The organism is Paucibacter sp. Y2R2-4 (assembly GCF_025717535.1).
GTDB lineage: Bacteria > Pseudomonadota > Gammaproteobacteria > Burkholderiales > Burkholderiaceae_C > Paucibacter_A.
This window is the reverse complement of record NZ_JAJIRO010000006.1, coordinates 192,448-217,887: the sequence shown is the minus strand read 5'-3', so window position 1 is coordinate 217,887 and position 25,440 is coordinate 192,448. Positions and strand designations below refer to the sequence as shown.

The window sequence follows — 25,440 nt, the reverse complement described above, 5'->3', positions numbered from 1 at the left end:
GAATCAAAACTTCAAGCCAACCAGGACGGCCGACTCTTGTTCAAAAAGCTCTGCACACCTTCGCGGCCCTCTTCGCTGGCACGGATGTCAGCAATGCGGCGCGCGGTGTCATCTCGCAGCGAAGGCGTGATTGTCGCGTGTGCCACATCCTGCACCAGGCGCTTGCAGGCGCGCACCGCCGCCGGGCCGTTGGCGCAGAGGGCCTCCACCAGCGCCGCCACCTTGCCGTCCAGGGTCTCGGCCGTAGCCAACTCATGCACCAAGCCCAGGCGATGCGCCTCGTTGGCACTGAATCGCTCAGCGGTGACGAAGTAGCGGCGCGAGGCCTGCTCGCCCAGCGCGCGCACCACATAAGGCCCGATGGTGGCGGGCAGCAAGCCCAGCTTGGCCTCCGACAGGCAAAAGCCCGCCGCATCCACCGCCACCACCACATCGCAGACCGACACCAGGCCCACGCCACCGGCGTAGACATCGCCCTGCACCCGCGCGATCACCGGCACCGGGCAGCTGTAGATCGTCCACAGCATCTCGGCCAGGCGCGAGGCGTCGGCATGGTTCTCATCCCATGAATAGCCGGCCATGGCTTTCATCCAGTTGAGATCGGCGCCAGCGCAAAAAGCCTTGCCTTCAGCGGCCAGCACGATGGAGCGCAAGCTGGGGTCTTGCCCCAATGTTTTGAAAGCCTCGGTCAACTCGGCAATCACCGACTCATTGAAGGCGTTGCGCACTTCAGGGCGATTGAGGGTGACGGTGGCGACAAAGCCCGCGCGTTCAATCTTCAAGCTGCTGTTTTGCACCATCACGTCCTCTCAATCCTTGAAATCGGTAAAGCCCTGGCGGCGCAAGAAGTCGGCCACCACCGGCTGCCATACCGCCGGAAAGCGGCTGAACAGCAAATGACCGTCTTCGCCATGCGGGCCGAACTGTTTGAATTCCACACGGCCGCCAGCAGCCGCGAAGCCCTCGGCCCATTGCCGGGGATAGCGCGGGCCAAAGAACTGGTCGTTCTCGGTATAGACCCAGAGCATGGGCACTCGTGCCGTTTGGCCATAGGCGGACAAGACACGGCTGAGCAGCACCGGCGAGCAAGGCTCTTGCGCATGGGTCTTGGGATTGCCTCCACCGCCGCCGGCGAAATTGATGGCCGCCACCACACCCTCAGGGTTGCGTGCGGCCACGGCGATCGAGGTGGCGCCACCGAAAGACTGCCCCATCACCACGCTGCGGTCCTTCAAGGTGTCGGGCTGGGTTTGCATCCAAGCCAGCGTGGCCTGCACCTGTTCGGCCGCGGCGTCAAAAGTGGGGCGGTAGTTTTTGCGACTGCAGTCGCCACTGTCTTCCACGTCTTCACCGCCGCTGACGCCGTAACCGACGCGTGTCGGCAGCGCCACCGCAAAACCTCGGGCCGCAAACCAGCGCGAAGCCTCGACAAAACGAGCTCGCCCCAGCGCGGCGCGAGCCTCGGCTTCGGTGGCACGGCCATGGTTCAAGACCAATATCGGCCGCGGCTGCGGCGTGCTGTCATCGACGAACACCGTCAAACGAATGGTCTGCTCGATCACTTTGCCAAAGCGGTCACTGACGCGAACCGGCAGGTCTTGCTCCTGCTCGCGCAACTTCGCGGCAGCCGTGAGACTCAGACCCGCCAAGACCCACGCAATACAGCCCAAACGCAAGCCGCGACTCATCGATCAGCCCCTTCCAGCAAGGCTGCAGTGGGGCTGAGGTCTTTCACCATCAGAACGCTGGAATAAGTCTTGCCGTCCCATTGCACCTCGCCCACTGGGTTGTAGCCGCGCTTGGCGTAGCGGGCCTGCAAATGGACGGCGGGCTTGGCGGTGTCCAGGGCGATGTGAGCAAAGCCCTGCTTCGAAGCCCAGGCTTCGGCCGCATCCATCAAACGCTCGCCCAGACCTTGGCCTTGGCAATCGGGATGCACCGCGAACTGCGACAAGATGGCGGTGTCAGCCCGCAAGTACCAAGGCGTGTTCAGCGCCCAGGCATCGCGCTCCGGCCGATAGCAAGGCCGCACCATCACCGTGCCCACCAGGCGTCCACCCTCCTCGGCGACGATGCAGTTGCCACTGCTGACCCGCTTGGCGGTCAATTCCACCGGTTGGTCCACCGCAGTGAAGTTCCAGCCTTGCACGCCGAGGCTGGCATACGCCGCGTGCAGCAAATCGGTCAGTTCCTCGAGCGAATCCTCGGGACGCAGGGCGCGCAGTTCGGTCATCAGATTCGACCCAGACTCACATCCGGAAGACACCAAACTTGGTGTCCGGAATCGGCGCATTCAAGGCGGCCGACAGGCCCAGGGCCAAGACGCGGCGGGTGTCAGCGGGGTCGATCACGCCGTCATCCCACAGCCGTGCGCTGGCGTAGTAGGGGTGACCTTGGTCTTCGTACTGCTGGCGGATCGGCGCCTTGAAGGCTTCTTCTTCCTCGGCACTCCAGGCGCCGCCCTTGCCTTCGATACCGTCACGCTTGACGGTGGCCAGCACGCTGGCCGCTTGCTCGCCGCCCATCACCGAGATGCGCGCATTCGGCCACATCCACAAGAAGCGCGGGCTGAAGGCGCGACCGCACATGCCGTAGTTGCCGGCGCCAAAACTGCCTCCGATGATGATGGTGAACTTGGGCACCTGGGCACAGGCCACGGCCGTCACCATCTTGGCGCCGGCGCGGGCAATGCCCTCGTTCTCGTACTTGCGGCCCACCATGAAACCGGTGATGTTCTGCAAGAAGACCAAGGGGATCTTGCGCTGGCAGCACAGCTCGATGAAGTGCGCGCCCTTGTTGGCACTCTCGGCGAACAAGATGCCGTTGTTGGCGACGATGCCGACGGGCATGCCTTCGATGTGCGCGAAACCGCAGACCAGGGTGGCGCCGTAGCGGGCCTTGAATTCTTCGAACTCGGAGCCGTCCACCACGCGGGCGATGACCTCGCGCACATCGAAAGGCTTGCGGGTATCGGTGGGGATCACGCCGTGCAATTCGCTCGCGTCGAACAAAGGCTCGCGCGGCGCTTGCAGCAGCAACTGCGAGTCCTTGCGCCAGTTCAAGCCGGCCACCGATTGGCGGGCAATCGCCAGCGCATGGGTGTCATTGTTCGCCAAATGGTCGGCCACGCCAGAAAGCCGCGTGTGCACATCGCCGCCGCCCAGGTCTTCCGCCGTCACCACCTCGCCGGTGGCGGCCTTCACCAAGGGCGGGCCGCCCAGGAAGATGGTGCCTTGGTTCTTGACGATGATGGTCTCGTCGCTCATGGCCGGCACATAGGCACCGCCTGCGGTGCAAGAGCCCATCACCACCGCGATTTGCGGGATGCCGGCAGCGGACAGATTGGCTTGGTTGAAGAAGATGCGGCCGAAGTGATCGCGGTCCGGGAACACATCGTCTTGATTGGGCAGATTGGCGCCGCCCGAGTCCACCAAGTACACACAGGGCAGGCGGTTTTGCTGAGCGATCTCTTGCGCGCGCAGATGCTTTTTGACGGTGATGGGGTAGTAGGTGCCGCCCTTCACCGTGGCGTCATTGCAGACGATCATGCAGTCCACGCCGGAGACGCGGCCAATGCCCGCGATCATGCCGCCGCCAGGCGCAGCGTTGTCATACAAATTCAAGCCCGCCAGCGGTGCCAACTCCAAAAACGGCGTGCCGGGGTCCAGCAGCATCTCGACCCGATCACGTGGCAGTAGCTTGCCGCGCGCGGTGTGCTTGGCGCGTGCCGCCTCGCCGCCGCCCTGGGCAATTTTTTCCAAGCGGCTATTCAAGTCATCCAGCAGGCCGCGCATGGCCTCTGCGTTGGCCTTGAAATCGGCGGAACGGGCATTCAGTTTGCTGCTGAGGGCGGGCATGGTGTCTCCAAAAATCGCTGCACCGGATTTTGCATGAGTGCGGCTCACATATTGATCGACGCACTCAATTTATCGGCTTCTGTCTTCGCGCGAAGGCCGAAGAATAGGCCAGCAGCGACAATGTTGCAAGCCAGACTTGAGCTTTACTCAATTTTTGCGCAAAATCCACCCGGTGACACCGCCCAAGCCGCCATCCCTGCCGTCCTCCCCCGCCACTCAACGCCGCGCGCCCGCCGGCGCCAAGGCGGAGCAGCGGGTGCGCGACATCTTGCGGGTGAGCCGCGAGGTCTTTGCCCAGCGCGGCTATGAACACGCCACCACCACCGAGATCGCCAAGCAACTAGGCATCTCCGAAGCCACCGTCTTCACCTACTTTCGCGGCAAGCGCGAGCTGTGCATGCGGGTCATTGGCGACTGGTACGACGAGATCATCGAAGCCATCGAAGCCGGCCTGCCGCGCGAGGCGCCGGTGCGGGTGCAGCTGGAGTTCATGGTTCACACCCATTTGCGCCTGTTCTTGATCCAAGGCACCGGCTTGTGCGCCCTGGTCTTGTCCGAGGGCCGCACCAAAGGGCAGGAGTTTGGCGACGCCTTTGTCGAACTGCAGCGCCGCTACACCGCGCCGCTGATGGACTTGCTGGCGCGCGGCCAAGCCAGCGGCGAGGTGCGCAGCGACATCCCGCTGCGCCTTTTGCGCTCCCTGGTCTTCGGGCCGATGGAGCACATGCTGTGGGAGGTCATCATCGCCGGCCGGCAGATCGAGATCGACACCGCCGCACGCGACTTGGTCGCCCTGCTTTGGCCGGCCCTGCAAGCACCGGAGCAAGAGCTGCTGAAGTTGCGCCGGCTGCGTGATGAGCTGAGCGAGGCCATGGCCCGGCTTTGAGCCGCAGTCAAACGAATCGAGCCACCCAGCTCAGCGCCGCATCAGCCGGTGCACCAGCGCATGCTCGCAGAGCTTGAACAAAAGATAGGCGGCCATCGCCAGCGTGGCGCTGAGCACTAACTCTAAAAACTGACGTACTCCGCCCTCCACCACCGCAGCCCATCCATGCGCAAGCAAGAAAGATGCATTGGCGCCAAACAAACGGATCAGGTCCAGCGACAAAGCACCGAACACGATGAAGCTGAGCATCAGCAGCGCGAAGCAAGCGACCGCGTGCCGGCTCAACCATAGGTAGAAAGAACTATTGGCATCCATAGGGACTCCGAAACATGGGGCCAAGCTAGGGGGGCGGCATATCAATCCCTGCCGGCAGCGCCTAGTGTGAACGAGTCGGAGCCCGTGCGGTAGACCTCGAAGCAAGGCATGCGCGTTCGCTCCGACCCCTCATCGTCAACACGGGAGTCATGCAATGCCCAACCTCGATATCAGCGCCCTCAGCCAAGACTTGAGCCGAGCCAAGGCTCGCTGGACGGCCCGACAAACCCCGCAATCTCTGCTCACAGACAGCCAGAAGATGGCCCTGCTCGGCGTGATCTTCACCAAGGAGTACATCGATGCCGCCGCAGCGCCTGCGGTGCAGAGCAAGGCCGCCCCGGCCTTCGCGCCGGCCGTCGATTGGCGCAACCGCAATGGCAATCACGTCACCTCGGTGAAGGATCAAAAGAACTGCGGCTCATGCGTCTCCTTTTGCTGCACCGCCTTGGTGGAGTCCATGGCCTCGATCGAGAAAGGGCAGTTGCTGAATCTCTCGGAGGCCGATGCCCATTTTGGCTCTTCGCACGGCGCCAGTTGCAGTGGCTGGAATGCCAATGACTGCCTGGAACAGATCAAGGTGCGTGGCGTGGTGCCAGATGCGCTTTTCCCTTATATGGCCGCCTTTGAGAATCCGCCGCAAAGCAGCCCGGCCGAGCCGCACTATTGGATACCGCATGCCGGCACCATCCCGAACCGCGCAGCCTCGGCCATCAAGATCAACTCGCACGGCCTGCTGAGCAGCATCGTTGACCGCAAAAACTACCTCAGCAATGTCGGCCCCTGCTCGGCCTCCTTTGATGTCTACGACGACTTCTTTTCCTATGGCAGCGGGGTCTATCACCATGTCTCGGGCGTCTATCGGGGCGGCCACTGCGTCGAAGTGATTGGTTATTCCGAAGCCGAGCAATGCTGGATCTGCAAAAACTCCTGGTCCGAGAGTTTTGGCATGGCCGGCTATTTCAAGATTGGCTACGGCGAATGCAAATTCGACGCCTACCCCTTTGCCACCGCTCAAGGCGTGGTCTTGCCGCCACCTCAAGTGGGTTGGCATGGCTATGAGAACCTCGGCGGCATCATCACCTCGCGGCCCAGCGCCACCTCCTGGGCAGCAAATCGCATCGATGTGGTGGCACGCGGCACCGATTCGGCGGTTCACCACCGCTGGTGGGACGGCAGCAGCTGGCAGGGCTGGGAGAACTTGGGCGGCGGCATTCAGGGTGCACCGGCAATCTGCTCCTGGGGCAATGGCCGGCTCGACATCTTCGCCGTGGGCCTGGATCACCGCATGTATCACAAGTGGTTCCAGGGCGGCTGGAGCGCGTGGGAGTCGCTGGGCGGCCAGTTCTCCTCCGAGCCTTGCGCGGTTTCATGGGGCCCGAATCGCATCGACATCTTCGGCCGAGGGCTTGACTCCGCGATGTATCACATGTGGTGGGACGGCGCTCACTGGGGCGGCTGGGAGAACCTCGGCGGCGTCTTGGCCTCGGGTCCGGCAGTATCCAGCTGGGCCGCCAACCGGCTCGATTGCTTCGTCAAAGGCACCGACAGCAAGCTGTATCACAAGTGGTGGAACGGTGCCTGGAGCGGCTGGGAGAGCCTGGGCGGCTACGTCTCTGCCGAGCCGGCTGCGGAGTCCTGGGGGCCCAACCGCATCGATGTGTTCTACGCCGGCGCCACCTCGCACATGATGCACAAATGGTGGGACGGCAGCAGTTGGAGCGGCGAAGAAGACCTGGGCGGCATCCTGAGCTCAGGCGTCGGCGTCAGTTCCTGGGCCGCTGGCCGGCTGGACTGCTTTGTCGAGGGCACCGACTCGGCCATGTATCACAAGTGGTATGCCTGAACGCTTTGCCCGCCCGCTATGCGCCTGAAGTTTGAAGCCGGAAAGCCCTTCGAGTTGAAGCTGGGCTCCGCGCCCAGCACCGGCTATCTTTGGGAACCGCTGACCGCGCCGGCGGGCCTGCGGCTGACCGAACTCGCCATGGAACAAGCCGCCGACCCCAGCCCCGGGGACGGCGGCCAGCAAGTTTTTCAAGTCCAGGCCAAGCAGGCTGGCCGTTATGTTTTGGAGTTTCAATACAAGCGACGCTGGGAGCGCGAGCCCATCGAAACCCGCCGCATTGAGATTGATCTGTATTGAGCGCGTCGCGCCAGTTCAACTCGGACGCTCTATTCGCCACCAACGCGGCAGCAAGGCCTGGATCTCGGGCTGCGCATAGCGGTCGTCCATCAAGACCACCACGCCAGCGTCGCTGACAGTGCGAATCACCCGACCTGCGGCCTGCACCACTTTTTGCAGGCCCGGATACAGGTAGGCGTAGTCATAGCCTTGACCTAATAATTGATCCAAGCGCATCCGAATCTGCTCATTGACCGGGTTCAGCTGCGGCAGCCCCAAGGTGGCAATGAAGGCGCCGATCAAACGCTTGCCCGGCAGGTCCACGCCTTCCGAGAAAGAACCGCCCAGCACCACAAAGCCAATGCCCTGGCTGCTCTCGGTCAGGCGAGCCAAAAACTCGGCCTGGGCCGATTCGGCCATGCGCCGCTGCTGGCGCCAGATCGTGATGGCTGGGAACTCGCGCTCGAACAAATCCGCCGCTTCGTTCAAATAGTCGTGACTGCTGAAGAAAGCCAGATAGTTGCCCGGGGCCTGCTGAAACTGCTGCCCCATCAAAGCCACCAAGGCCGGCAAGGAGGCGCGGCGATGCTGATAGCGGGTGGACACCTGCTGCGCCACCCGCACCTGCAGTTGTTCGGCACTGAAGGGCGCCTCCACTTCCAGCCAGGCGCTGCGCTCGGGCAGGCCCAAGAGGTCGGCGAAGTAGGCAAAAGGCTGCAGCGTGGCCGAGAACAAGACGGCGGTGTGCGCGGCTTGCAGGCGCGGCTTCAGGAACTCGGCCGGCAGCACATTGCGGATGCACAGGGTGGACGAAGTCTTGGCCAAGCCCTGGCTGCTGAGCTGCCAGTCGCACAGCGAATGCGGGCCAAACAGCTCGGCCAAGCGGGTGAAGTGCAGGGCTTCGAAATAGAAGTCTTGCAGGGCCACATCCCTTTCGGTGGGGTGCTCGCTCATGTACTCGGTGATGGCGGCACTGGCCAGTTGCAGCGCCGTCAGCAGTTTGGCCGGCAAGGCTTCCAAAACCGCGTACTCGCGCTGCGCCTCGCCCGCTTCTTTGTTCAAGGCTGCCCATGTGCGCTGCAGCTTGTCGAGTGGTTTTTTCAGAACGGCCGGCGCATCCAGCTTCAAGGCGCGCAGCTTGGCTTGCTGCAGCTCGGCGCTGTACATCTTGCGGCCGCGCTCCACCAGGTTGTGCGCCTCATCCACCAAAAGCGCCACACGCCAGCCTGCCTCTTGGCTCATGCCGTGCAACATGGCACTGAGGTCAAAAAAGTAGTTGTAGTCGCCCACCACCACATCGGCCCAGCGCACCAGCTCCTGGCTCAGGTAATAGGGGCAGACCTGATGCTGCAAGGCCAGCGCGCGCAGCGCGGCTTTGTCCAGCAGCGTGCCCGATGGCTGCGACACCGCCGCCAAACGAGCCGCCGGCAATCGCTCATAAAAGCCCTGAGCCAGCGGGCAGGATTCGCCGTGGCAGGCTTTGTCGGGGTGTTCGCAAGCCTTGTCACGCGCCACCAACTCCAGCACCCGCAGCGGCGGCGCCTCGGGTGCGGCTCGAGAGATTTTGTTCAAGGCCTCCAAGGCCATGGCCCGCCCCGAGGTCTTGGCCGCCAGGAAAAACACCTTGTCCAGGCGCTGGCCCGGGCTGGCCTTCAGCAGCGGAAAAATCGTGCCCACGGTTTTGCCAATGCCGGTGGGAGCTTGCGCCAAGAGACATCGGCCAGAAACCGCCGCCTTGTAAACCGACTCCGCCAAGGGCCGCTGGCCCTGACGAAAGTCGGCATGCGGAAAACGCAGCGTATTCAAGGCTTGGTCGCGTGCCGCCCGGTGATCCAGCTCACGCTCGGCCCAGCCCTGGAAGCGCTCACACAGCTGCTCAAAAAACATTTGCAGCTCCGCCGCGCTGTGCCGCTCGCAAAGCACCGTTTCTTGCTCACTGACGACATCAAAGTACACCAGCGCCAAGTCCAGTTCAGTCAAGCCCTCGCTGGCGCACAGTAGCGCGCCGTAGACCTTCAGCTGCGCCCAATGCAGGGCGCGGTGATTGGCCGGCATGCGGGCGAGCGCGACGCGATGGGTTTTGACTTCCTCCAAGCGCTTGCGGCCGGGGTCGTAGCCATCGGCTCGCCCCCGCACCAAGAGCCCTTGGTATTGGCCGCTCAAGCTCAGCTCGGCGCGATAGTCGGCGCCGCGCCGGCTCGCCACCAGCGCATGGCCGGCGATGCCTTCTTGGCTGCTGGGCGCCGGTGTGAAGCGCAGGTCCAGATCGCCCGACTTGGCGGCGAACTCGCACAGCGCCCGCACCGCGACTGTGTACTGCGGCTTGGCGTTCACAGTGGCTCGGGCAGATCAGGCAAATCAGGCACATCAGGCAAAAGCATTTCCGCCTCGCCGCCCAGCTGCGCTTGCGCCGACTCCTCCGGGCCTGGCGCCGGATGCGCTTTGGCCAAGGCCATCCAGACCGCAAACGGCAGCTCGCAAGACCGATGCCGGGCCGGGCGCAGCAGTTCCAGCCGGCCGTCCGCGACGTCACCGTGCAAGACCCAAATGCCAAAGTCCTCGGGAATCTCTTGCGGCTCGGCGATGCCGACCGGGAACACATAAAAGCACTCGCTGCACAGCCACTGATATGACTCGCGCTTGGCCACATGGCGCAGGTCCGACAAGAGATCGGCCCGGCTGACCTTGACCTCATGCACCACCGGTTGCAGATAGGCCTGCACCGAGGTATTGCGCACCGAGAACACATCCGGCCGCGCCATGCGCCAGACCGCTTTAGCGCCGCTGGCTTGAGGCGCAGGCGTGGGATCGGGCGCAGCGGAGGCTTCAGCCAAGAAGCCCGGCAACTCCGGCGGCGCGAGCCCATCAGAGGCAAGCCCGGCAGCGGTGGTGTCCCCTGCTGCTGGTGAGACTTGAGCCCGCAGCGACAACTCACGCCAGACCACCCGCCCGTTCTGCTGCAGGCTGCGCACCACCCGCTCCGCCAATTGATCATGGGCGCTGGCCGCGCGCAGATTGCGGCGCCGGGCCGCAGCCAAAACTTGAATGCCGCTGGTGCTCAGTCTTAAGCTGTGCAGGCCACTCGTGGCAGCCGACACAGGCTCCACCCAACCGGCGGCGATCAAATCCAGCTCCAAACCGTCATGACAGGGCCAGCCCGCAGAGCGCCAGATCTTCATCAGGCGCGAGAGCTGGGCCCGTGTGGGGCTGAGGGTTTGAGACGAGTCCATACCTGTATAAGTTTACAGTGATGGGTGGCCGCCTACACTGCGGGCGGCGCCGCGCGACGCAAGCGCCTTGCCAAGTCGAACAACCCCCAACCGAATCGCGGCCCAGGCCGCACGCCCATGCTGAGCTGGATCTTCAAGAAATTTGGACGCAAGAGCGCGTCCGCTGCCCCGTCTGCACACGCTGCCGCCCAAGAGCAAAAAGCCAAGGCTGCCGAGCTCGCGCAAGAAACGCAAGCTCAAAAGTCCGCGCAAAAAGCGCGCGAAGTGGAGGATGCCAAGTCGCAATGGGCGCCACGTCTGCAAGCCGCACTCGGCGACGAAGCGGCGCTGCTGGCCCTGGCCCAGGCCACGCCCCTCTTGGACATCAAGCTGGCCGCGATTGAGGCCCTGAGCAGCGAAGAAAGCCTCAAGCAGGCCGAACGCGAGTTCCGCAAACACGACCGCCGGGTGCAGCGTCTAGCCAAGCAAAAGCTGGAAGCGGCCGTGGCAAGGCGAGTGGCCCGCAGCCAGGCGCAGGCCCTGATCGCAAGCGCCCAGGCCTTGCAGGCGGACGCCGAGCTGCCGGTCAATCGCCTGATCAGTCTGGACCGCGAATGGCAAGCGCTGGACGCTGCACTGCTCGCGCCTGAACAGATTGAGACCTTCAGCCGCTTGAGCGCCGCGCTGAACCAAAGCCTGCGCGAGCGCAGCGAGCAAGAGCAAGCCCTGCAGCGCTGGAGCCAAGACGCCGAACAGGCCCTGAGCGACTGGCAAGCCCGCTGCATGATCGCAGCGAGCGAAGCCCAAGTTGAAGCCCTGGACGGCTTGATCCCCGCCCTGCAGGCGCTGCAGACAGCCCAGCCCCAGCTGCCCCAAAGCCAAGCGCTCGCCCAGCGCATCGATGCGGCCTTGGGCCAGACCGAGTCGCTCTTGGCCAAGCTGAGTTTGCTGGCACATTGCCGCGCCTTGCCGGCTGTGCCCGCAGCGCCCGCTCAGACCGCCGCCGCACCGACCGAATCTGAAGCCGCGGCCGAAGCCACTGAAGCTACGCCGCCTGAAGTGAACGCTGCCCGCCAGGCTTTCGAGCAAGCGGTTCAGCAATGGCAGGCGCTGCCCGCCTTGGCCCAGGCCGCCTGGGAGCAAGCGCTGCAACTGCAATTTGCAGCATGGAAGCGTACCCAAGCAGGCCAAGCCAAGCAGGATGCCGCTGAAGCCGCAACCCCCAAGGCTGAGAAGAAGAAAAGCAAGCCCGAGGAAAAGCGCCGGCCCAGCCTGCCCGATGCCAGCGCAGAGCAGTTGCAGCAACTCGAAGTCTTGCTGCAAGCCGCCGAAGCCGCCGCCAGCGAAGGCCTGAGCAGCGAGATGCTGCGCCAGCTGCAAGCCGTTGACACGCTGACGGAGAGCTTCGCCGCCAAGAGCTTGAGCGATGCCCTGCGCGGCCGCCTGCAGCCGCTGCACGCCGAGCGCATGCGCCTGCGCGACTGGGAACACTGGGGCGGCGCCCGCGCGCTTGATGCCCTGGTCGCCGAGGCCGAGCAACTAGCCCAAGCCACACCGCAGCCTGCTGAAGCAGTAGCAGTTGCGGAAGCGCCCAAGGCCGAGACTGAAGCCGCGCAAACCAGTAGCCCAAGCAACCCGACGGACAACGTCGCCGAAGCAACACCCGCTGCCCCGGCAGCCCCCAAGCTGAACCTGAAAGCCCACCGCGAAGCCATCCAATCGCTGCGCCAACGCTGGAAAGAGGTCGAGCGCCTCAGCGGCGGCGCCGGTCAGGCCCTGTGGGCGCGCTTCGACGCAGCGCTGCAAATCGCCCATCGCCCCATCGCAGCCCAAGTGGCCGAGATGCGCGCCGCACGCGAGAGCAATTTGGCCGCCCGCGAAGTCTTGCTCAGCGAACTGCAAAACGCAGCGGTGCTTAGTGGCGAAGCCACAGCTGCCTTGGCCGCTGAAGAAGCCAGCGCCCATTGGAAAGAGCAGCTGCGCCTCTTGAGCCAGTTCCAAACGGCCTGGCGCCAGCTCGGCCCGGTGGAGCACACGGTGCCGCATGCAGCGCAAAGCGACTTGCTGCAGCGCCAGCGCAGCTTGCTGGAGCGCATCGAGCAGCCCTTGCAGCAAGCCCGCGCCCGCGCCGAAGCGCAACGCGAGCAACTGATTGCCGCCGCCGAGACTCTGGCCCGCGACATCGCGGCGCAGCCGCAGCAGCGCGACGCCACCCAACGGGTGCGCGACTTGCAAGCCCAGTGGCAAGCGCAAGCACGCAGCCTGCCGCTGGCCCGCGCCGCAGAAAACAGCTTGTGGGCCCGCTTCAAGACGGCTACCGACGCCGTCTTTGCTCAACGCGAAGCCGCCTTCAATGCCCGCGACGAAGCCATCTCGGCCAGCGTGGCCGGCTATGAAGCACTGTTGGCGCAGCTGACCGCGCTGACCCTGGAAACCCCTGACGCCGAAATTCGACGCACCCTGGCCGAGGTGGATCGCGGCTGGCGCCAAGGCGGTGAACTGCCACGCGCCACCGAGGCCGCACTGAACACGCGCTTGCAGGCCGCCCATCAAGCAGCGCTGCAGATCCTCCAAGGCCGCAGCCAGCTGCAATGGCAGGCGCAGTGCGAGACCTTGGCCAAGAAGTGGTCGCTGTGCCTGTCGCGCGAGCAAAACCCTGCTGCCCTGGATGAGGCCAGCTTCGCCACGCAGTGGGCACAAGCCGGCGCCCTGCCCGCTGCTTGGGAGCAGGCCTTGAACCAACGCCAATCCGGCCCGGCCGACGCGGCCTTTGATGAAGTCTTGCTGCAACTCGAAGCCGCATTGGACCTGGACAGCTCGCCCGAACTGATGGCCGCGCGCCGCCAGCTCAAGCTCAAGGCGCTGAAGGATGCAATGGAAGGCCGAGGCAGCAGCGAGCAAGGCCCCGCCCAGCAAGCCGCTTGGTTCGTTGCCGCCTTGCGCCAAGGCCAGCTCAGCGCCGAGCAGCACGCGCGCTTGCAAGCCCTGATCAACGCCCTGCGCGAAGCACCAGCCGGCGCCCTCGGCACCGCGCTCGCCAAGGTCTGAGTACAGCTCAGTCGCCGGAGGCCACGGGTCCTGCGACTGTCCTGGGCTTCGCGCCCAGAGATCGCCAGCACAGCGGGGTTTCATCCCAGGCCAGACCGTTCTAGGTGGGCCTCAGGGGTGCATTCACCCCTGAATTTCGGCGCCTGTTCCCAGCTGCAACAGCCCCGCCCGCTCGGTGTCGGCGACCCCGGTTTTCGTCCCCTGAGCAGGCCGCTGCACACCGCTCATTTCTAGAGTCAGTCATCCGCCCCATCGTCCCGATGGGCGTGGTTCAACCCCATCGAGGAGACTGACTTGTACAAGAAAACCGCAATTGCCCGCGCCCTGGCGCTGGCGCTCGGAGGCGCCGCTCTGAGCGTGAGTCTGAGCACCCCCGTGATGGCGCAGTCCAATGCCACCGGCACCATTTTTGGTCGGCTTGACGCTCAAGCCGCCGACAGCAGCATCTTGATTGAAAACCCGGCCACCGGTTTCAAGCGCAATCTGACGCCCGACGCACAAGGCCGCTTTCAAGCCACGTCCCTGCCGGCCGGCGTCTACCGGGTCAGCCTACTCAAGGGCGGCGTGCTGGTCAGCAGCCGCGAGGGCATCGAGGTCCAGGTCGGCAAGGGCAACGAGGTGTCTTTCCTTGACGCCAGCAAGCTCGAAACCGTCGAAGTACGCGGCCGCGCCAAGACGATTGACGTCTCCACCGCCGACAACGGCGTGAGTTTTGGCGCCAAGCAGCTGGACATCTTGCCGGTGCAAAAGTCGGTGGAAGCGGTGATGCAGCTGGCACCCAATGTGACGCGCGGCGACTCCCGCTACAACGGCGCAGCCAGCCTGGGCGGCGGCGCGGCCTCGGAGAATTCTTTCTACATCAACGGCATGGTGGTCACCAACCCGAACACCGGCCTGGGCGCTTCGTCGCTGCCCTTTGGCGCCATCGAGCAGATGCAGGTGGTGACCGGCGGCTTCGGCGCCGAGTTTGGCCGCTCCATGGGCGGCGTGGTCAACATCATCAGCAAGAGCGGCAGCAATGAGTGGGAGACCGGCGCCCTGCTCAGCTACTCGCCCAATGCGCTGCGATCGAAGGCGCGCAATATCTACTACCAAAAAACCGGCAAGCCCGGCAACGAAGGCACCGACGGCACGCTGTACCGCCTGCAGGACCAAAATACCCAAAGCCAGGTCGAGATGGGCGCCTATGTGGGCGGACCGCTGATCAAGGACCGGCTGTTCATGTTCTTGGCGGCGGACGAGAAACGCACCGACTCCAGCGTGGTGGACCTGCCCACCTCCAGCGTCTCCAGCAATAAATGGGGTTGGGCCGAGCGCGAGGACAAGACCACCCGCTACCTGGCCAAGTTCGACTGGAATCTGCACGAAGACCACCGCCTGGAATTGACCCTGATTGGCGACAACTCGACGCGCGATCGCCGGGTCAGCGGCTTTGACTACGCCACCTTGAGCCGCAAGGGCGCGCAGCCCAACACCGACTTCCGCGACCACTACAAGAATGAGTTCAACCAAACCCCGGTGGGCTCGGATGTGCAGATGCTTAAGTACACCGGCAATCTGAGCAATGACCTGACGCTGACCGCCATGGTGGGCCAGACGCGCTCGGAACATATCAACACCTTCCAATACGGCGGCACGCCGGGCGGCAGCCAGTACTTTGTGGACGCCAGCGCCAGCGGCCGCGCACCCGGCTTGGTTTACAACAACCCCCAGCCCCTGCTGAATAACCAGTTACCCGACGGTGCGGTGGACAAGACGCGTTCGATGCGCCTGGACGTGGAATACCGCCTTGGCCAGCACTCGTTGCGCGCCGGCCTGGACCGCAATGAGCTGAGCTCCATGAACAACGGCGACTATTTGCCTGGCGGCGGCATCTATCGCTACCGCAAGAACAACGACATCAACGCAGTGCCGGGTGACGCGCCCGGATCGACCAGCATTGCCAGCGGCGGCGGCCTGGGCCTGCAGGGCTATTACGGGCGTGAGTTCAATTTCTCATCGGTCACCAACGCTTACTCGGACACCTCGGCCTGGTACCTGGAAGACCGCTACCAGGTCAGCAAAAACCTGCTGATCTCGTTGGGCCTGCGCAGCGAATCCTTCACCAACAAGAACAATGAGAAGGAAGTGTTTCTGGACCAACCCAACCAGATCGCACCACGCCTGGCCGCCATTTGGGACGTCAATGGCGACGCCAGCTTGAAGCTGTACGGCAGCGCGGGCCGTTATGCGGTGCAGATGCCCACTCATTTGGCGGTGCGTGGGGCCGGCCCTTCGACCTTTATGTGGCAGTACTTCACCTACACCGGCATCAACGCCGATGGTTCACCGATTGGCCGCAAGAACATCAGCCCGCGCTACAGCCCCGATGGCGAAGACGGCTCCAAGAAAGACCGCCGCACGCTGATCATTGACGATATGAAGCCCAACAGCCAGGACGAGATTTCGCTGGGCTTTGAAAAGGCCTTGAGCAAGTCCTTCAATACCGGCGGCAAGCTGACCTACCGCCGTTTGGTTTCTACCATCGACGACTACTGCGGCGGCGCCGGCCCCATTCAAAAATGGGCGGACGATCACAAGATCGACACCAGCAATTGGATCGGCGGCCCGAACGGCACCGGCTTCTTGTGCACCCCCTTCAACCCAGGCGTGGACAACACCTTCAATGTGGACTTTGCCGGCACCGGCAAGGACTACACCAAGGTCAAGCTGAGCGCCGCCGAGCTGGGCTTTGACAAGCCGCAGCGCGACTTCCTGGCCTTTGATGTGTTCGCCGAGCACCCCTTGAGCGATGGTTGGTACGGCAAGGTCAGCTACGCCTACAGCCGCAACAAGGGCAATACCGAGGGGCAGACACAGTCCGATGTGGGCCAGACCGATATCGGCGAAACCCGCTCCTGGGACTACACCGACATGATGGAGCATGCCTACGGCCCGCTGCCCAACCAGCGCACCCACTCGATCAAGGCCTATGGCTTCTATCAGCTGAACGACCAGTGGCAGATCGGCGCCAATGCCTTGCTCGCCTCGGGACGCCCGCGCAGCTGCATCGGTTCCTACCCGACCACGCCCAACTCCGGCAATGGCTCGGCCTATCACTACTGCGACGGCAAACCCTCACCGCGCGGCTCGGTCGGCAATCTGCCCTGGGACAAGCGTCTGGACTTGAACCTGATCTACCGGCCGTCGGTGATGAAGGGTCTGGCCTTGCGCATGGATGTGTTCAACGCCTTCAACTCGCAAGTGGCGCAGAACGTGGACGAAACCTATAACGTGGGCGGCACCGGCACCAATGTGTCACCCACCTACGAGCGGGTGATCAGCTACACCGAACCCCGCTTCGTCAAGTTCAGCATCCAATACGACCACAAGTTCTGAGTCCAGACCGAAGGATGGCCCTGCGGCCATCTTGACCCCGGACGAAGGCCCGGGCGCCTGCAAGCGTCCGGGCTGAGGTCGGACCAAGGCCGCCTCTGGCGGCCTTCTTTCAGTTTGAGGCACGAGGCTTCGCGCCAAATCGCCGGCAACGACGAGAGGGTCGAAGCTATGTCTGTGGACAACGGGCCTTGCGCCCCCCTGCGCGATAGCTTCACCGCAGATGTACATCCCCCAGGCCGAAACTACACCGATGTGGGTTGCTACCAAGCCATCCAAGCAGAAATGCAGTTCAAAATATGAACCCTGGTTTTGCCTGTTATCTAATGCTGTTGTTTCACACAGAAAATGCCATACAAAGCCAAGCTGCAAGCCGCTTTATGACTCATAACGCCTAAATAGTTATGGAGAAAGGCCGCCAAGTTATCCGGCACGGATGTCTCCATATTTCCAAGCTAGGCCGCGAATTCCCATCTCACTCACGTCCTCCGCCTTTGAAAAACTTTCGCTACGACTTTTTCCCGATCTGGCGCCTTCAGTCCACCATCTGTACCGCAAGCGTCTTCCTAGTCTGGTTTGCGCTATCGTTGATCGTTGATCGGCCCATGACGAAACCACACCTGCTCTTGAGCTTGGCAATCTCAGCCTTCTGCGCCGTCATCTTAGGTATCGTGACCGCCGCGGTAAGGTTTCAAGTGCAGGCCGAAGGCATTCGCACCTTCAACACGTTTGGTCGGTGGCAAATAGTTCCTTGGGAAGGAGTTTCCAAAGTACGGCCGGCGAAGTACTACTTCCTTCCGCACCTTCGACTCACCGTCGACGGTCACAAAGTGCCGTTCTGGATTCCGCTCTTTCTGAATGACATGCGAGCATTTCGTGCAGCAGTCATCGGCCACGCAGGTGATGCTCACCCGATCTCCCGTGCACTGCCGGTTCCGCCTGCGGCCACTGAGAGAAGAGGCAGTGTGCGAAATTCGGAGGCAGGTCGTAAATCTAAGAGCAAGGCCCGGCCCTGAATTCACCAGCAGCCAGCCAACAGTTAGACGGGCCGGTCCTACTCGTTGGAATACTCGGTTGGCACCTTTACCATCGGCGCCAAGCTCGCAAGAGAGTAACTCGATGATGCCCGACCCGGCGTTCGAACCGACTCGCAGTGGCTGGCCAGTCCGGGCCCCATTTCATTCTTGGCCTTCCGGGCGCTGCCTTCGCTCGCGGCTCAGCTTCGACGTTAGAAATCCCCAGCCCTGACGCGCAAACCGTATCAACTTCCACGGCAGAAATGAGGCAGGACAACTGATGAAGCTGAGGCCTTGCTGAGGTGCAGGGGCAGCATTCACACCTCCCTCAGGCTAACTGCAGGCCTCGGCGTCGATCACTGCGGCGGCTCCAGCCCAGCAGGGCAAGGAACAGCAACACGGCTGGAACGGTCATGGCCATCTCGGTCAGCAGCGTGGCATGAGCGCCGTATTTGCTGAAAACATAGCCATACACCGCCGTTGACCAACCGATCGGCGTGTTGGACAGCGAAGCCATCAGGTTGTACTTGGTGGCAGCGGCGCCCTTGCCGATGGCCTCCAGCGTGACGGCCGAAAAGGCGGCGTAGCACAGGCCGTTGGCGAAGGCATAAAGGCTGGTCCAGAGGATGAACTGGGTCTCGGTCTGCGGCGCCAGCGCCATGGCCACGCTGATGCCGGCGGTGCCCAGACCCAGCAGGCAATAGGCCAGTTGGCGGTTCATGCGGTCGCACAGATAGCCGCCGAGCAGGCAGCCGGCCGCCGACAGCAGGCCGCTCATGGTGCCTGTGACCAGGGCGACGGTGTCGGCGCTGGCGCCCCACTTGTCCGCAAAAATTGCATACATATTGCTCATCGCGCCGGTGCCGAGCGGCAGAAACACAACCAGCATGGCCAGGGCGCCGCGGCGCGAGCGCACCACGCTCCAGAGGTCACGCCCGGTCTCGCGCAAGCGCTCACGCACGCTGCCGACGATGGCCTGGGACAGGTCCTCTCGCAGCCAGAAGATGGGCAGGCTGCACAGCGCGCAGACCGAGGCCAGCACGGCGGTACCGGCGGGCACGCTCAGGCCGCCGGAATGAATCAACCACAAGGCCAGGCCCCCGCCCAGGCCGCCGCCGCCCAGATTGCCGGCCTGAAACCAACCGGCCGCGCGGCCCTTGGCATGCTCGGGCGTTTGGTGCGCCATCAGGCAATCCACCGCCATGCCGACCACGGTGGATGCCGCGCTCAGGGTCACCACCAGCGCGATGATGCGTGGCATGGCTTCGGTGCTCATGACTTGCATGCCCAGCGCCAGCATGCTGAGCACCAGGCCAACCATGCCGATGGCAAACCAGCGCTTGCGCGTCAGCGTCAGGTCGATCACCGGGGCCCACAGGAACTTCCAGGTCTGGGGGATGTAGTTCATGGCGATCATGGTGGCAATCAACTCGGCACTGACATGCGCCTGCGCCAGCAGATAGGCCACGCAGACCGAGGTGAACCCCGTGGCCGCACCGAAGGGCGCGATCAAAAACATGAAGAAAGCCGGATGAGGTACTTTCTGCTCGGTGGGCAGCAAATGTGCGGAAGTGGTCATGGGTGCGAGGGGCCGCTGGGCGCAAACAGCAGGAAGGCGAAGCTCGCGACCATAGCACCGGAGTGCTGGAGGGCCAGGGGGTTTTCACGGGCGGAGGGCGAGCTCACCCAAGGCCATGAGCCCCTGTCGAGGTCTTCACCGCCGAGGCCGGCCTCAGGCTTTGTTGAACACCGCGCGAACCTCTTTCGCAAAGCGTTCGCTGACCGGCACCTTGTCACCTGAAGTCAGCGTGAGTTCATAGGTGCTGTCACCGGTAACTTCCATGCGGCTCATGGCCGCTGGGCGCACCAAGGCCGTGCGGTGCACCCGCATGAATTGCTGAGAGGGCAGGCGCAACTCCAAGGCGCTCAAGGTGGAGCGGTGCAAGACCACGCGCGGGTTGCTGCCCGAAGCGGTTTTCAAATGCAGCTCCACATAGTTGCCGGCGGCAGCGATCCACTCAATGTCGGCAACGGCAACCCGCTCGACCGAGCCCACCGAGCGCACCGTCAGAAAGTCCAGCGCCGGATAAGGCTGGCCGGCCGCCACCTGGCTTTGCTCTTTCAAAAAGCTACCCATGGCATCGGCATAGGTCGTGGCGTAGGCCATCGCATGGGCAGCACTTTGCTTCAGCGCCAGCACCTGCTCGGCCCGCGCCAGCATGGCCGCGAAGCGCTGGTCGTCAAAGGGCTTGAGCAGATAGTCCAGCGCGAACACATCAAAGGCGCTGAGCGCATGCTCATCAAAGGCCGTCACGAAGACGATCAAGGGCGCGGGCTTTTGCGGGGTGGCGGCCGCTTGCAGTTCAGCGGCAAAGTTCAGGCCGTTCTGGCGCGGCATTTGAATATCCAGCAAGAGCAGATCCACCTCGCGCTGCGCCAGTGCCACGCGCGCCTCGGCCGCGCCCGCACAGGCACCCACACAGCGCCAGCCGGGGTGATCGGCCAGGGCCAATTGCAGATTGCTGCGCGCCAGCGCTTCGTCGTCAACGACCAGCGCGCTCAGAGTCTTCTTCATGAACAGCATCCCGACAGGGCAGAGTCAATTCGGTTTCAAAACAAGCCGGCAGGGCCATCGCTTGGCTGCGCAGCTGAGCCTGCTGGCCATACAACATGCTCAGACGCTGCCGCGTAGCGCTCAAGCCCAGGCCATGACCCGGCTGGCGCGCGGTCTCGGCCGGCAAGGGGTTGCGAATCAAAAACACCAGTCGGCCGGGCTCGGGGCAGGACAGGCTCAACTCGATCACACCCTGGCCTTCATGCGCCTCCAGACCGTGGCGTATGGCGTTCTCGATCAAGGGCTGGAAGAGCAGCGGCGGGCAGGCGATCTCGGCCCAGGCGGGTGCGCCCGGCCCCTCTTGCAGCGTCCAGCGCACTTGCAAGCCATCGCCAAAGCGCAGGCTTTGCAAGACCAGGTAGTCGCGAACAAAGTCCAGCTCGTCTTGCACCGTGACCCAATGGCTGCGGCTGGCGCGCAGGGCATAACGCAGCAGCTCACTGACCCGGCTCAGCGCCGACAAGGCGGTGCTGCGGTCACTGCCACGCACCAGGGCCGAGATGCTGTTGAGGGCATTGAACAAAAAGTGCGGCTCCAGCTGCCCTTGCAGCAAGGTCAGGCGCAGGCGCAGGTTGTCGGTCTGCTCGCGCCGCCAATCCATCTCGCGGTCTCTTGCGGCACCCAGCGCACACAGGCCGGCCTGGACCGCAAAGGCACTGCTGGCCAGCACGAAGTCATAAAAGCGGTTGAACCAGCGCTGGCTGCTGATGTGCTGCAACCAGAGGCTGAGGGGCTTGCCGTTTTGCAACAGGTCTATGGCGCTGACATAGCCAGTCCACACGACCATGAAGACCGACATGCAGACGACAAAGTTCTTCAACAAAGACGCTGGGCTGGACCACAGCCGCGGCCAACGTTGCGCCTGCATGAACAAGCACCAGCTCAGCAAGAGAAAGGGCGGAAAGAGCGGCAGGCTGTCTTTCAGCAGCACGCCGAAACTCAGCTGGGTTCGCCCCAGCTTGGCCGCGTCATTGGTCTGCGCCAAGACCAGCAAAAGGCAAAACAGCAGCCAGACCGCCGTGCACACCCACAAGCCGCGCCAAGCGCTGCGGCGCAAGCGGGTCCTGCGGGGGCCCGCTGAATCGGCGGCCCGGTCGGCCAAAACATCAGAGAAATGAGCGCGCATGAATCAGTCGAAAGCAAGACCGACGAAAAGATCGGCCAGCCCTCTTGGCTCCGCCTTGCGGCCACTGTATGCCATGCGCCAGGCATCAACTGCTCACGGTACGAGCACTCATCCCCCCGGCCTGGCAATTCATCCCATGCGGGGCCAAGACCCGCGCTTTCCACGCCAAAGTCGCGACCGCGTTTGGGCCCAAGGGCAAAGACGCCACGCCATCATCCAAGGACCTCTTCCATGCGCCGAATCGCCTCTTACACCCCCTTATTGCTCGCCTTGAGCCTGAACCTGCTGAGCAGCAGCGCCCATGCACAGGCCACCACCACAGCCAGCGCAGCCAGCATGGGCGCCGCACCCGCCGAGCCGGCGCAGCAGTACCACGCGCTGTCGGCGCAGACCCGCGATGTAGCCGAGCGCTATTTGCAGGCCTACTTGAGCCGCGACTGGCCGCGCTTGTTCCCGCTGATGGCGGAGAACATTCACTTTGCCGACCCCACGGCGAAGATGGTTTTTGGTGACCTGAGCCAGCAGGGCAAACCGGCGCTGATGAAGTACTTCAGCGAGGTCTACCCCTATGTAGAAACCCATGCCTTCAAGCGTGAGCGCAGCACTTTTGCCGGCCAGCATGCGGTGTTCATTGGCGAGTCGGACTGGTCCTTCTCGCTGCCGGGCCATGTGCCGGTGCGCAGCAAGACCCCGCTGGTGATGACCCTGACCGTGGAGAACGGCCGGGTCACCGATCACCAAGAGATTGCCGACTTTCAAAGCTATCTGAACGGCCGCCAGCAGCTCGCAGCTGGCGACAAACCCTGATCCGGGACCGGCCCAAGACAGGCGGCGCGCCACTGTGTATGCTTGCCGGCGCTGCTGCAAACCCAGCACCGCCCTGCCCCGACTCCAGGCCTTCGCGAGGACACACCCATGATTCAATTGAACGTCAACGGCAAACCCGCTTCGGTGGACGCCGAACCCGATATGCCCCTGCTGTGGGCCTTGCGTGAAGACCTGCAGCTGACCGGCACCAAGTTCGGTTGCGGCATGGCACTGTGCGGCGCCTGCACCGTGCATTTGGATGGTCAGCCGGTGCGCTCTTGCTCCACGCCGCTGTCGGCGGCCGTTGGCAAGAAAGTCACCACCATCGAAGGCGTGGGCGCCAGCAAGACGGGCCGCGCGGTGCAGACCGCTTGGGTCAAGCTGGATGTGCCGCAGTGCGGCTACTGCCAAAGCGGCCAGGTGATGAGCGCTTGCGCGCTGCTGGCCCGCAAGAAGTCGCCCAGCGACGCCGACATCGACGCGGCCATGAGCGGCAATATCTGCCGCTGCGGCACGTATCAGCAGGTGCGCGCCGCCATTCACGACGCCTCGGCCCTCTTGAAGAAAGGCGCTTGATCATGGACAGCACCACCCTGAACAGCACCCGCCGCGGCTTCCTCAAGAGCAGCGCTGGCAGCGCCCTGATGATTTCCTTTGCCCTGCCGCTGGCGACCAAACGCGCCGAGGCACAGACCACCAACACCTTCAGCCCGAATGCCTGGCTGCGCATCACGCCGGACAACCGCGTCACCGTGATGTGCGGCTCCTCCGAGATGGGCCAGGGGGTGCTGACCGCCATTCCGATGTTGGTGGCCGAGGAGTTGGACGCCGACTGGGCCCTGGTCGGCGTGGAGCAAGCCCCCGCCGATGCGGCCTACAACAATCCGCTGTTCGGCATGCAAGGCACCGGCGGCAGCACCACGGTGCGCGCACACTGGACGCCGCTGCGCAATGCCGGCGCCGCGGCCCGGCAGATGCTGGTGGCGGCCGCGGCCGAGGCCTGGAAGATCGATGCCTCGCAACTGCGCACCGAGCGCAACCAGGTGATTGCCCCGGACGGCAAAAAACTCAGCTATGGCGCCCTGGTCGAAGCCGCCTCCAAGCAAGCGGTGCCGAGCAAGCCCACGCTCAAGGCCAACAAAGACTTCAAGATCCTGGGCCGACCGACGCGCCGCCTGGACGTGGCCGCCAAGGTCAATGGCAGCGCCCAGTTCGGCATTGACGCTCATGTGGAAGGCATGCTGACTGCAGTGATGTCGCGCGCGCCAGCGCCCGGCGTGAAGCCCAAGAGCATGGACGAAGCCGCTGCCCGCGCCGTCAAAGGCGTCAAGCATGTGATCACGCTGGAGCAAGGCGTAGCCGTCTTGGCCAGTGGCTTCTGGGCCGCCAAGAAAGGCCGCGAAGCCCTGAATGTGCAATGGGACATGGGCGCGGCTGCGGAGCTGAGCAGCGCCAAGGTCAGCAGCATGCTCGAGACCGCCGCCAGCAATGCGCAGGCGGTGGCGGTGGACAAGGGCAATCTGAAAGACGCGGCGGCCAATGCCAGCCAACAGCTGAGCGCCACCTACGAGGTGCCCTACCTGGCCCATGCCTGCATGGAGCCGCTGAACTGCACGGCCTGGGTGCGCCAGAACGAGGCCACCGTCTGGGTCGGCACTCAGGCTCAAGGGCCTACGCAGCAGGTCTTGGCGCAAGTTGCTGGCGTGCCGACCGACAAGGTCAAGGTGCACACCACTTTGCTCGGCGGTGGTTTCGGGCGTCGCTTTGCCCATGACTTCACCATCAGCGCCACGCTGCTGTCCAAGATCAGCGGCCACCCGGTCAAGCTGATCTATGAGCGCGCCGACGATATGGCTGCGGCCTTCTACCGCCCGGCCTCGGTGGTCAAGTTCGAGGGTGCGCTGGACGACAAGGGCCAGCCCAGCCTCTTGCGCGCCGACATCGGCTCGCCCTCCATCATGGCCGGCTCCGGCTTCATGAAGATCCCCGCCAGCGGCGTGGACGCGATGGCGGTGGAAGGCATTGCCGATCACCACTACGAGATTGCGAACCAACGCATCGCCTATGGCCAGGCTGAGCCGGGGCCGCAGGTCTGGTTCTGGCGCTCAGTGGGTCATTCTCAAAACGTCTTCTTCCTGGAAAGCTTTGTCGACGAAATGGCGCACGCGGCCAAGGCCGACCCGCTGCAGTTCCGCTTGAAGATGTTGAGCCAGCACCCGCGCCTGCGCGGCGTCTTGGAGCTGGCCGCGGCCAAGGCCGGCTGGGGCAAACCGGCGCCCAAGGGCATACACCGCGGCATCGCGGTGGCCGAGAGCTTTGGCAGTTATGTGGCCGAGGTGGCCGAGGTCTCGATCGGCAAGGACGGCACACCCAAGGTCCACCGGGTGGTGGCGGCGGTGGACTGCGGCCAAACCGTCAACCCTTTGACCATCACGCACCAGATGGAAAGCGCCATCTGCTACGGCTTGTCAGCAGCGCTCTACGGCAAGATCAGCCACAAAGACGGGCGCGTGGAGCAAAGCAATTTCCACGACTACCCGGTCTTGCGCCTCAGCGAGATGCCCAAGGTTGAGGTGCATCTGCTGGCCAGCTATGAGGCGCCCGGTGGCATTGGTGAACCGGGCACTCCGCCGATTGCTCCGGCGGTTTGCAATGCCATCTTTGCTGCCACTGGCGTGCGGGTGCGCAAGCTGCCGATCGAGCCGGCGGCCTTGCTGAAACCGGCCTAAGTCCTCAAGCGGGCGGATAGCCCTCTTCTGTCAAGGCCGCGACGAAAGCGTCGCGGCCTTTTTCGCTTTCGACCCGCAGAATCTTCGCTTCGCGGTCAAACAAGGGCTTGGCCTCGGCATCCACGTTCGCCACGGTCTGGGTGATGGTGGCCACGCAATGGCCGCAGCTCATATCGGGCAGTTTGAATTCGTACATACAAGGCTCTTTTCTCGTTGGATTGGGGCCGAAGCGGAGTCCATGGGAGGCCATAGGTTTCGGGGCTGACGACAGCTTAAACCTTGCCATGAGGGCAAGGTCAAGGACTCATGGTTCTTACAAGGTTCTTGCAAGGTTCTCGC

20 protein-coding genes are annotated in these 25,440 nt (G+C 63.7%); 9 read left to right on the top strand and 11 right to left on the bottom strand.

Features of this window, described 5'->3' with window-relative positions:
* Positions 1 to 11: 11 nt before the first annotated feature.
* From LNV06_RS21950 to LNV06_RS21935, 4 genes are read right to left on the bottom strand one after another with little or no spacing between them, the layout of a single operon-like run.
* The gene (locus LNV06_RS21950; protein WP_263540446.1) at positions 12 to 800 is read right to left on the bottom strand and encodes an enoyl-CoA hydratase/isomerase family protein; all 789 of its coding nucleotides are present in this window, start codon (positions 798 to 800) and stop codon (positions 12 to 14) included.
* A gap of 9 nt (positions 801 to 809) precedes the next feature.
* A complete protein-coding gene (locus tag LNV06_RS21945; RefSeq protein WP_263540445.1) occupies positions 810 to 1,688 on the bottom strand; it encodes a dienelactone hydrolase family protein in 879 nt (292 codons plus the stop codon).
* Positions 1,685 to 2,233, bottom strand: coding sequence for a GNAT family N-acetyltransferase (locus LNV06_RS21940; protein WP_263540444.1), 549 nt, complete (start codon positions 2,231 to 2,233; stop codon positions 1,685 to 1,687). Before LNV06_RS21940 ends, LNV06_RS21945 begins: the two co-directional genes overlap by 4 nt.
* A gap of 16 nt (positions 2,234 to 2,249) precedes the next feature.
* On the bottom strand, positions 2,250 to 3,857 hold the full coding sequence (locus tag LNV06_RS21935) for a carboxyl transferase domain-containing protein (protein WP_263540443.1): 1,608 nt from the start codon (positions 3,855 to 3,857) through the stop codon (positions 2,250 to 2,252).
* A gap of 196 nt (positions 3,858 to 4,053) precedes the next feature.
* On the opposite strand from LNV06_RS21935, the gene LNV06_RS21930 reads away from it, so the two are divergent.
* Positions 4,054 to 4,743 carry a TetR/AcrR family transcriptional regulator gene (locus tag LNV06_RS21930; RefSeq protein ID WP_263540550.1) on the top strand — a complete coding sequence of 230 codons (690 nt, stop codon included), beginning with the start codon at positions 4,054 to 4,056 and terminating at the stop codon, positions 4,741 to 4,743.
* Positions 4,744 to 4,773: 30 nt separating this feature from the next.
* Here the strand turns inward: LNV06_RS21930 and LNV06_RS21925 are convergent, their stop codons facing one another.
* A complete protein-coding gene (locus LNV06_RS21925) occupies positions 4,774 to 5,058 on the bottom strand; it encodes a hypothetical protein (protein WP_263540442.1) in 285 nt (94 codons plus the stop codon).
* A 154-nt stretch (positions 5,059 to 5,212) separates the two neighbouring features.
* Between LNV06_RS21925 and LNV06_RS21920 the strand changes: the two genes are divergently transcribed.
* Both LNV06_RS21920 and LNV06_RS21915 read left to right on the top strand, forming a co-directional pair.
* Positions 5,213 to 6,901: a DUF8189 domain-containing protein gene (locus LNV06_RS21920; protein ID WP_263540441.1), complete on the top strand. Its 1,689-nt coding sequence runs from the start codon at positions 5,213 to 5,215 to the stop codon at positions 6,899 to 6,901.
* A gap of 18 nt (positions 6,902 to 6,919) precedes the next feature.
* Positions 6,920 to 7,198 (top strand): protease inhibitor I42 family protein, encoded by a 279-nt coding sequence (locus tag LNV06_RS21915; protein ID WP_263540440.1) that lies wholly within the window; start codon positions 6,920 to 6,922, stop codon positions 7,196 to 7,198.
* A gap of 15 nt (positions 7,199 to 7,213) precedes the next feature.
* On the opposite strand, the gene LNV06_RS21910 is transcribed toward LNV06_RS21915, so the two are convergent.
* Together LNV06_RS21910 and LNV06_RS21905 are read right to left on the bottom strand one after the other, a co-directional pair.
* On the bottom strand, positions 7,214 to 9,511 hold the full coding sequence (locus LNV06_RS21910) for an ATP-dependent DNA helicase (RefSeq protein WP_263540439.1): 2,298 nt from the start codon (positions 9,509 to 9,511) through the stop codon (positions 7,214 to 7,216).
* The gene (locus LNV06_RS21905; RefSeq protein ID WP_263540438.1) at positions 9,508 to 10,407 is read right to left on the bottom strand and encodes a hypothetical protein; all 900 of its coding nucleotides are present in this window, start codon (positions 10,405 to 10,407) and stop codon (positions 9,508 to 9,510) included. The genes LNV06_RS21910 and LNV06_RS21905 overlap by 4 nt, the downstream gene beginning before the upstream one ends.
* Positions 10,408 to 10,524: 117 nt before the next feature.
* Between LNV06_RS21905 and LNV06_RS21900 the strand changes: the two genes are divergently transcribed.
* The 3 genes from LNV06_RS21900 to LNV06_RS21890 all read left to right on the top strand — a co-directional run bounded on the left by LNV06_RS21900 (position 10,525) and on the right by LNV06_RS21890 (position 17,825).
* Positions 10,525 to 13,434, top strand: a complete 2,910-nt coding sequence (locus LNV06_RS21900) for a DUF349 domain-containing protein (RefSeq protein ID WP_263540437.1) — start codon at positions 10,525 to 10,527, stop codon at positions 13,432 to 13,434.
* 294 nt (positions 13,435 to 13,728) lie between these two features.
* Positions 13,729 to 16,812 carry a TonB-dependent receptor gene (locus tag LNV06_RS21895; RefSeq protein WP_263540436.1) on the top strand — a complete coding sequence of 1,028 codons (3,084 nt, stop codon included), beginning with the start codon at positions 13,729 to 13,731 and terminating at the stop codon, positions 16,810 to 16,812.
* Between the two features lie 491 nt (positions 16,813 to 17,303).
* Complete coding sequence (locus LNV06_RS21890) at positions 17,304 to 17,825, top strand: hypothetical protein (protein WP_263540435.1); 522 nt, start codon at positions 17,304 to 17,306, stop codon at positions 17,823 to 17,825.
* Between the two features lie 328 nt (positions 17,826 to 18,153).
* On the opposite strand, the gene LNV06_RS21885 is transcribed toward LNV06_RS21890, so the two are convergent.
* From LNV06_RS21885 to LNV06_RS21875, 3 genes are all read right to left on the bottom strand, one after another.
* Positions 18,154 to 19,404 (bottom strand): MFS transporter, encoded by a 1,251-nt coding sequence (locus LNV06_RS21885; protein WP_263540434.1) that lies wholly within the window; start codon positions 19,402 to 19,404, stop codon positions 18,154 to 18,156.
* Positions 19,405 to 19,557: 153 nt separating this feature from the next.
* Positions 19,558 to 20,400, bottom strand: coding sequence for a LytR/AlgR family response regulator transcription factor (locus tag LNV06_RS21880; protein ID WP_263540433.1), 843 nt, complete (start codon positions 20,398 to 20,400; stop codon positions 19,558 to 19,560).
* Positions 20,369 to 21,565, bottom strand: a complete 1,197-nt coding sequence (locus LNV06_RS21875) for a sensor histidine kinase (protein WP_263540432.1) — start codon at positions 21,563 to 21,565, stop codon at positions 20,369 to 20,371. Before LNV06_RS21875 ends, LNV06_RS21880 begins: the two co-directional genes overlap by 32 nt.
* 231 nt (positions 21,566 to 21,796) lie before the next feature.
* Here LNV06_RS21875 and LNV06_RS21870 point away from each other — a divergent pair, with 231 nt between their 5' ends.
* The 3 genes from LNV06_RS21870 to LNV06_RS21860 all read left to right on the top strand — a co-directional run bounded on the left by LNV06_RS21870 (position 21,797) and on the right by LNV06_RS21860 (position 25,101).
* The gene (locus tag LNV06_RS21870) at positions 21,797 to 22,372 is read left to right on the top strand and encodes a nuclear transport factor 2 family protein (protein ID WP_263540431.1); all 576 of its coding nucleotides are present in this window, start codon (positions 21,797 to 21,799) and stop codon (positions 22,370 to 22,372) included.
* A 108-nt stretch (positions 22,373 to 22,480) separates the two neighbouring features.
* Positions 22,481 to 22,948, top strand: coding sequence for a (2Fe-2S)-binding protein (locus LNV06_RS21865; RefSeq protein ID WP_263540430.1), 468 nt, complete (start codon positions 22,481 to 22,483; stop codon positions 22,946 to 22,948).
* A gap of 2 nt (positions 22,949 to 22,950) precedes the next feature.
* Positions 22,951 to 25,101, top strand: coding sequence for a xanthine dehydrogenase family protein molybdopterin-binding subunit (locus tag LNV06_RS21860; RefSeq protein WP_263540429.1), 2,151 nt, complete (start codon positions 22,951 to 22,953; stop codon positions 25,099 to 25,101).
* A gap of 4 nt (positions 25,102 to 25,105) precedes the next feature.
* Here LNV06_RS21860 and LNV06_RS21855 read toward each other — a convergent pair whose 3' ends face one another.
* Complete coding sequence (locus LNV06_RS21855; protein ID WP_263540428.1) at positions 25,106 to 25,297, bottom strand: heavy-metal-associated domain-containing protein; 192 nt, start codon at positions 25,295 to 25,297, stop codon at positions 25,106 to 25,108.
* Positions 25,298 to 25,440 lie beyond the last annotated feature (143 nt).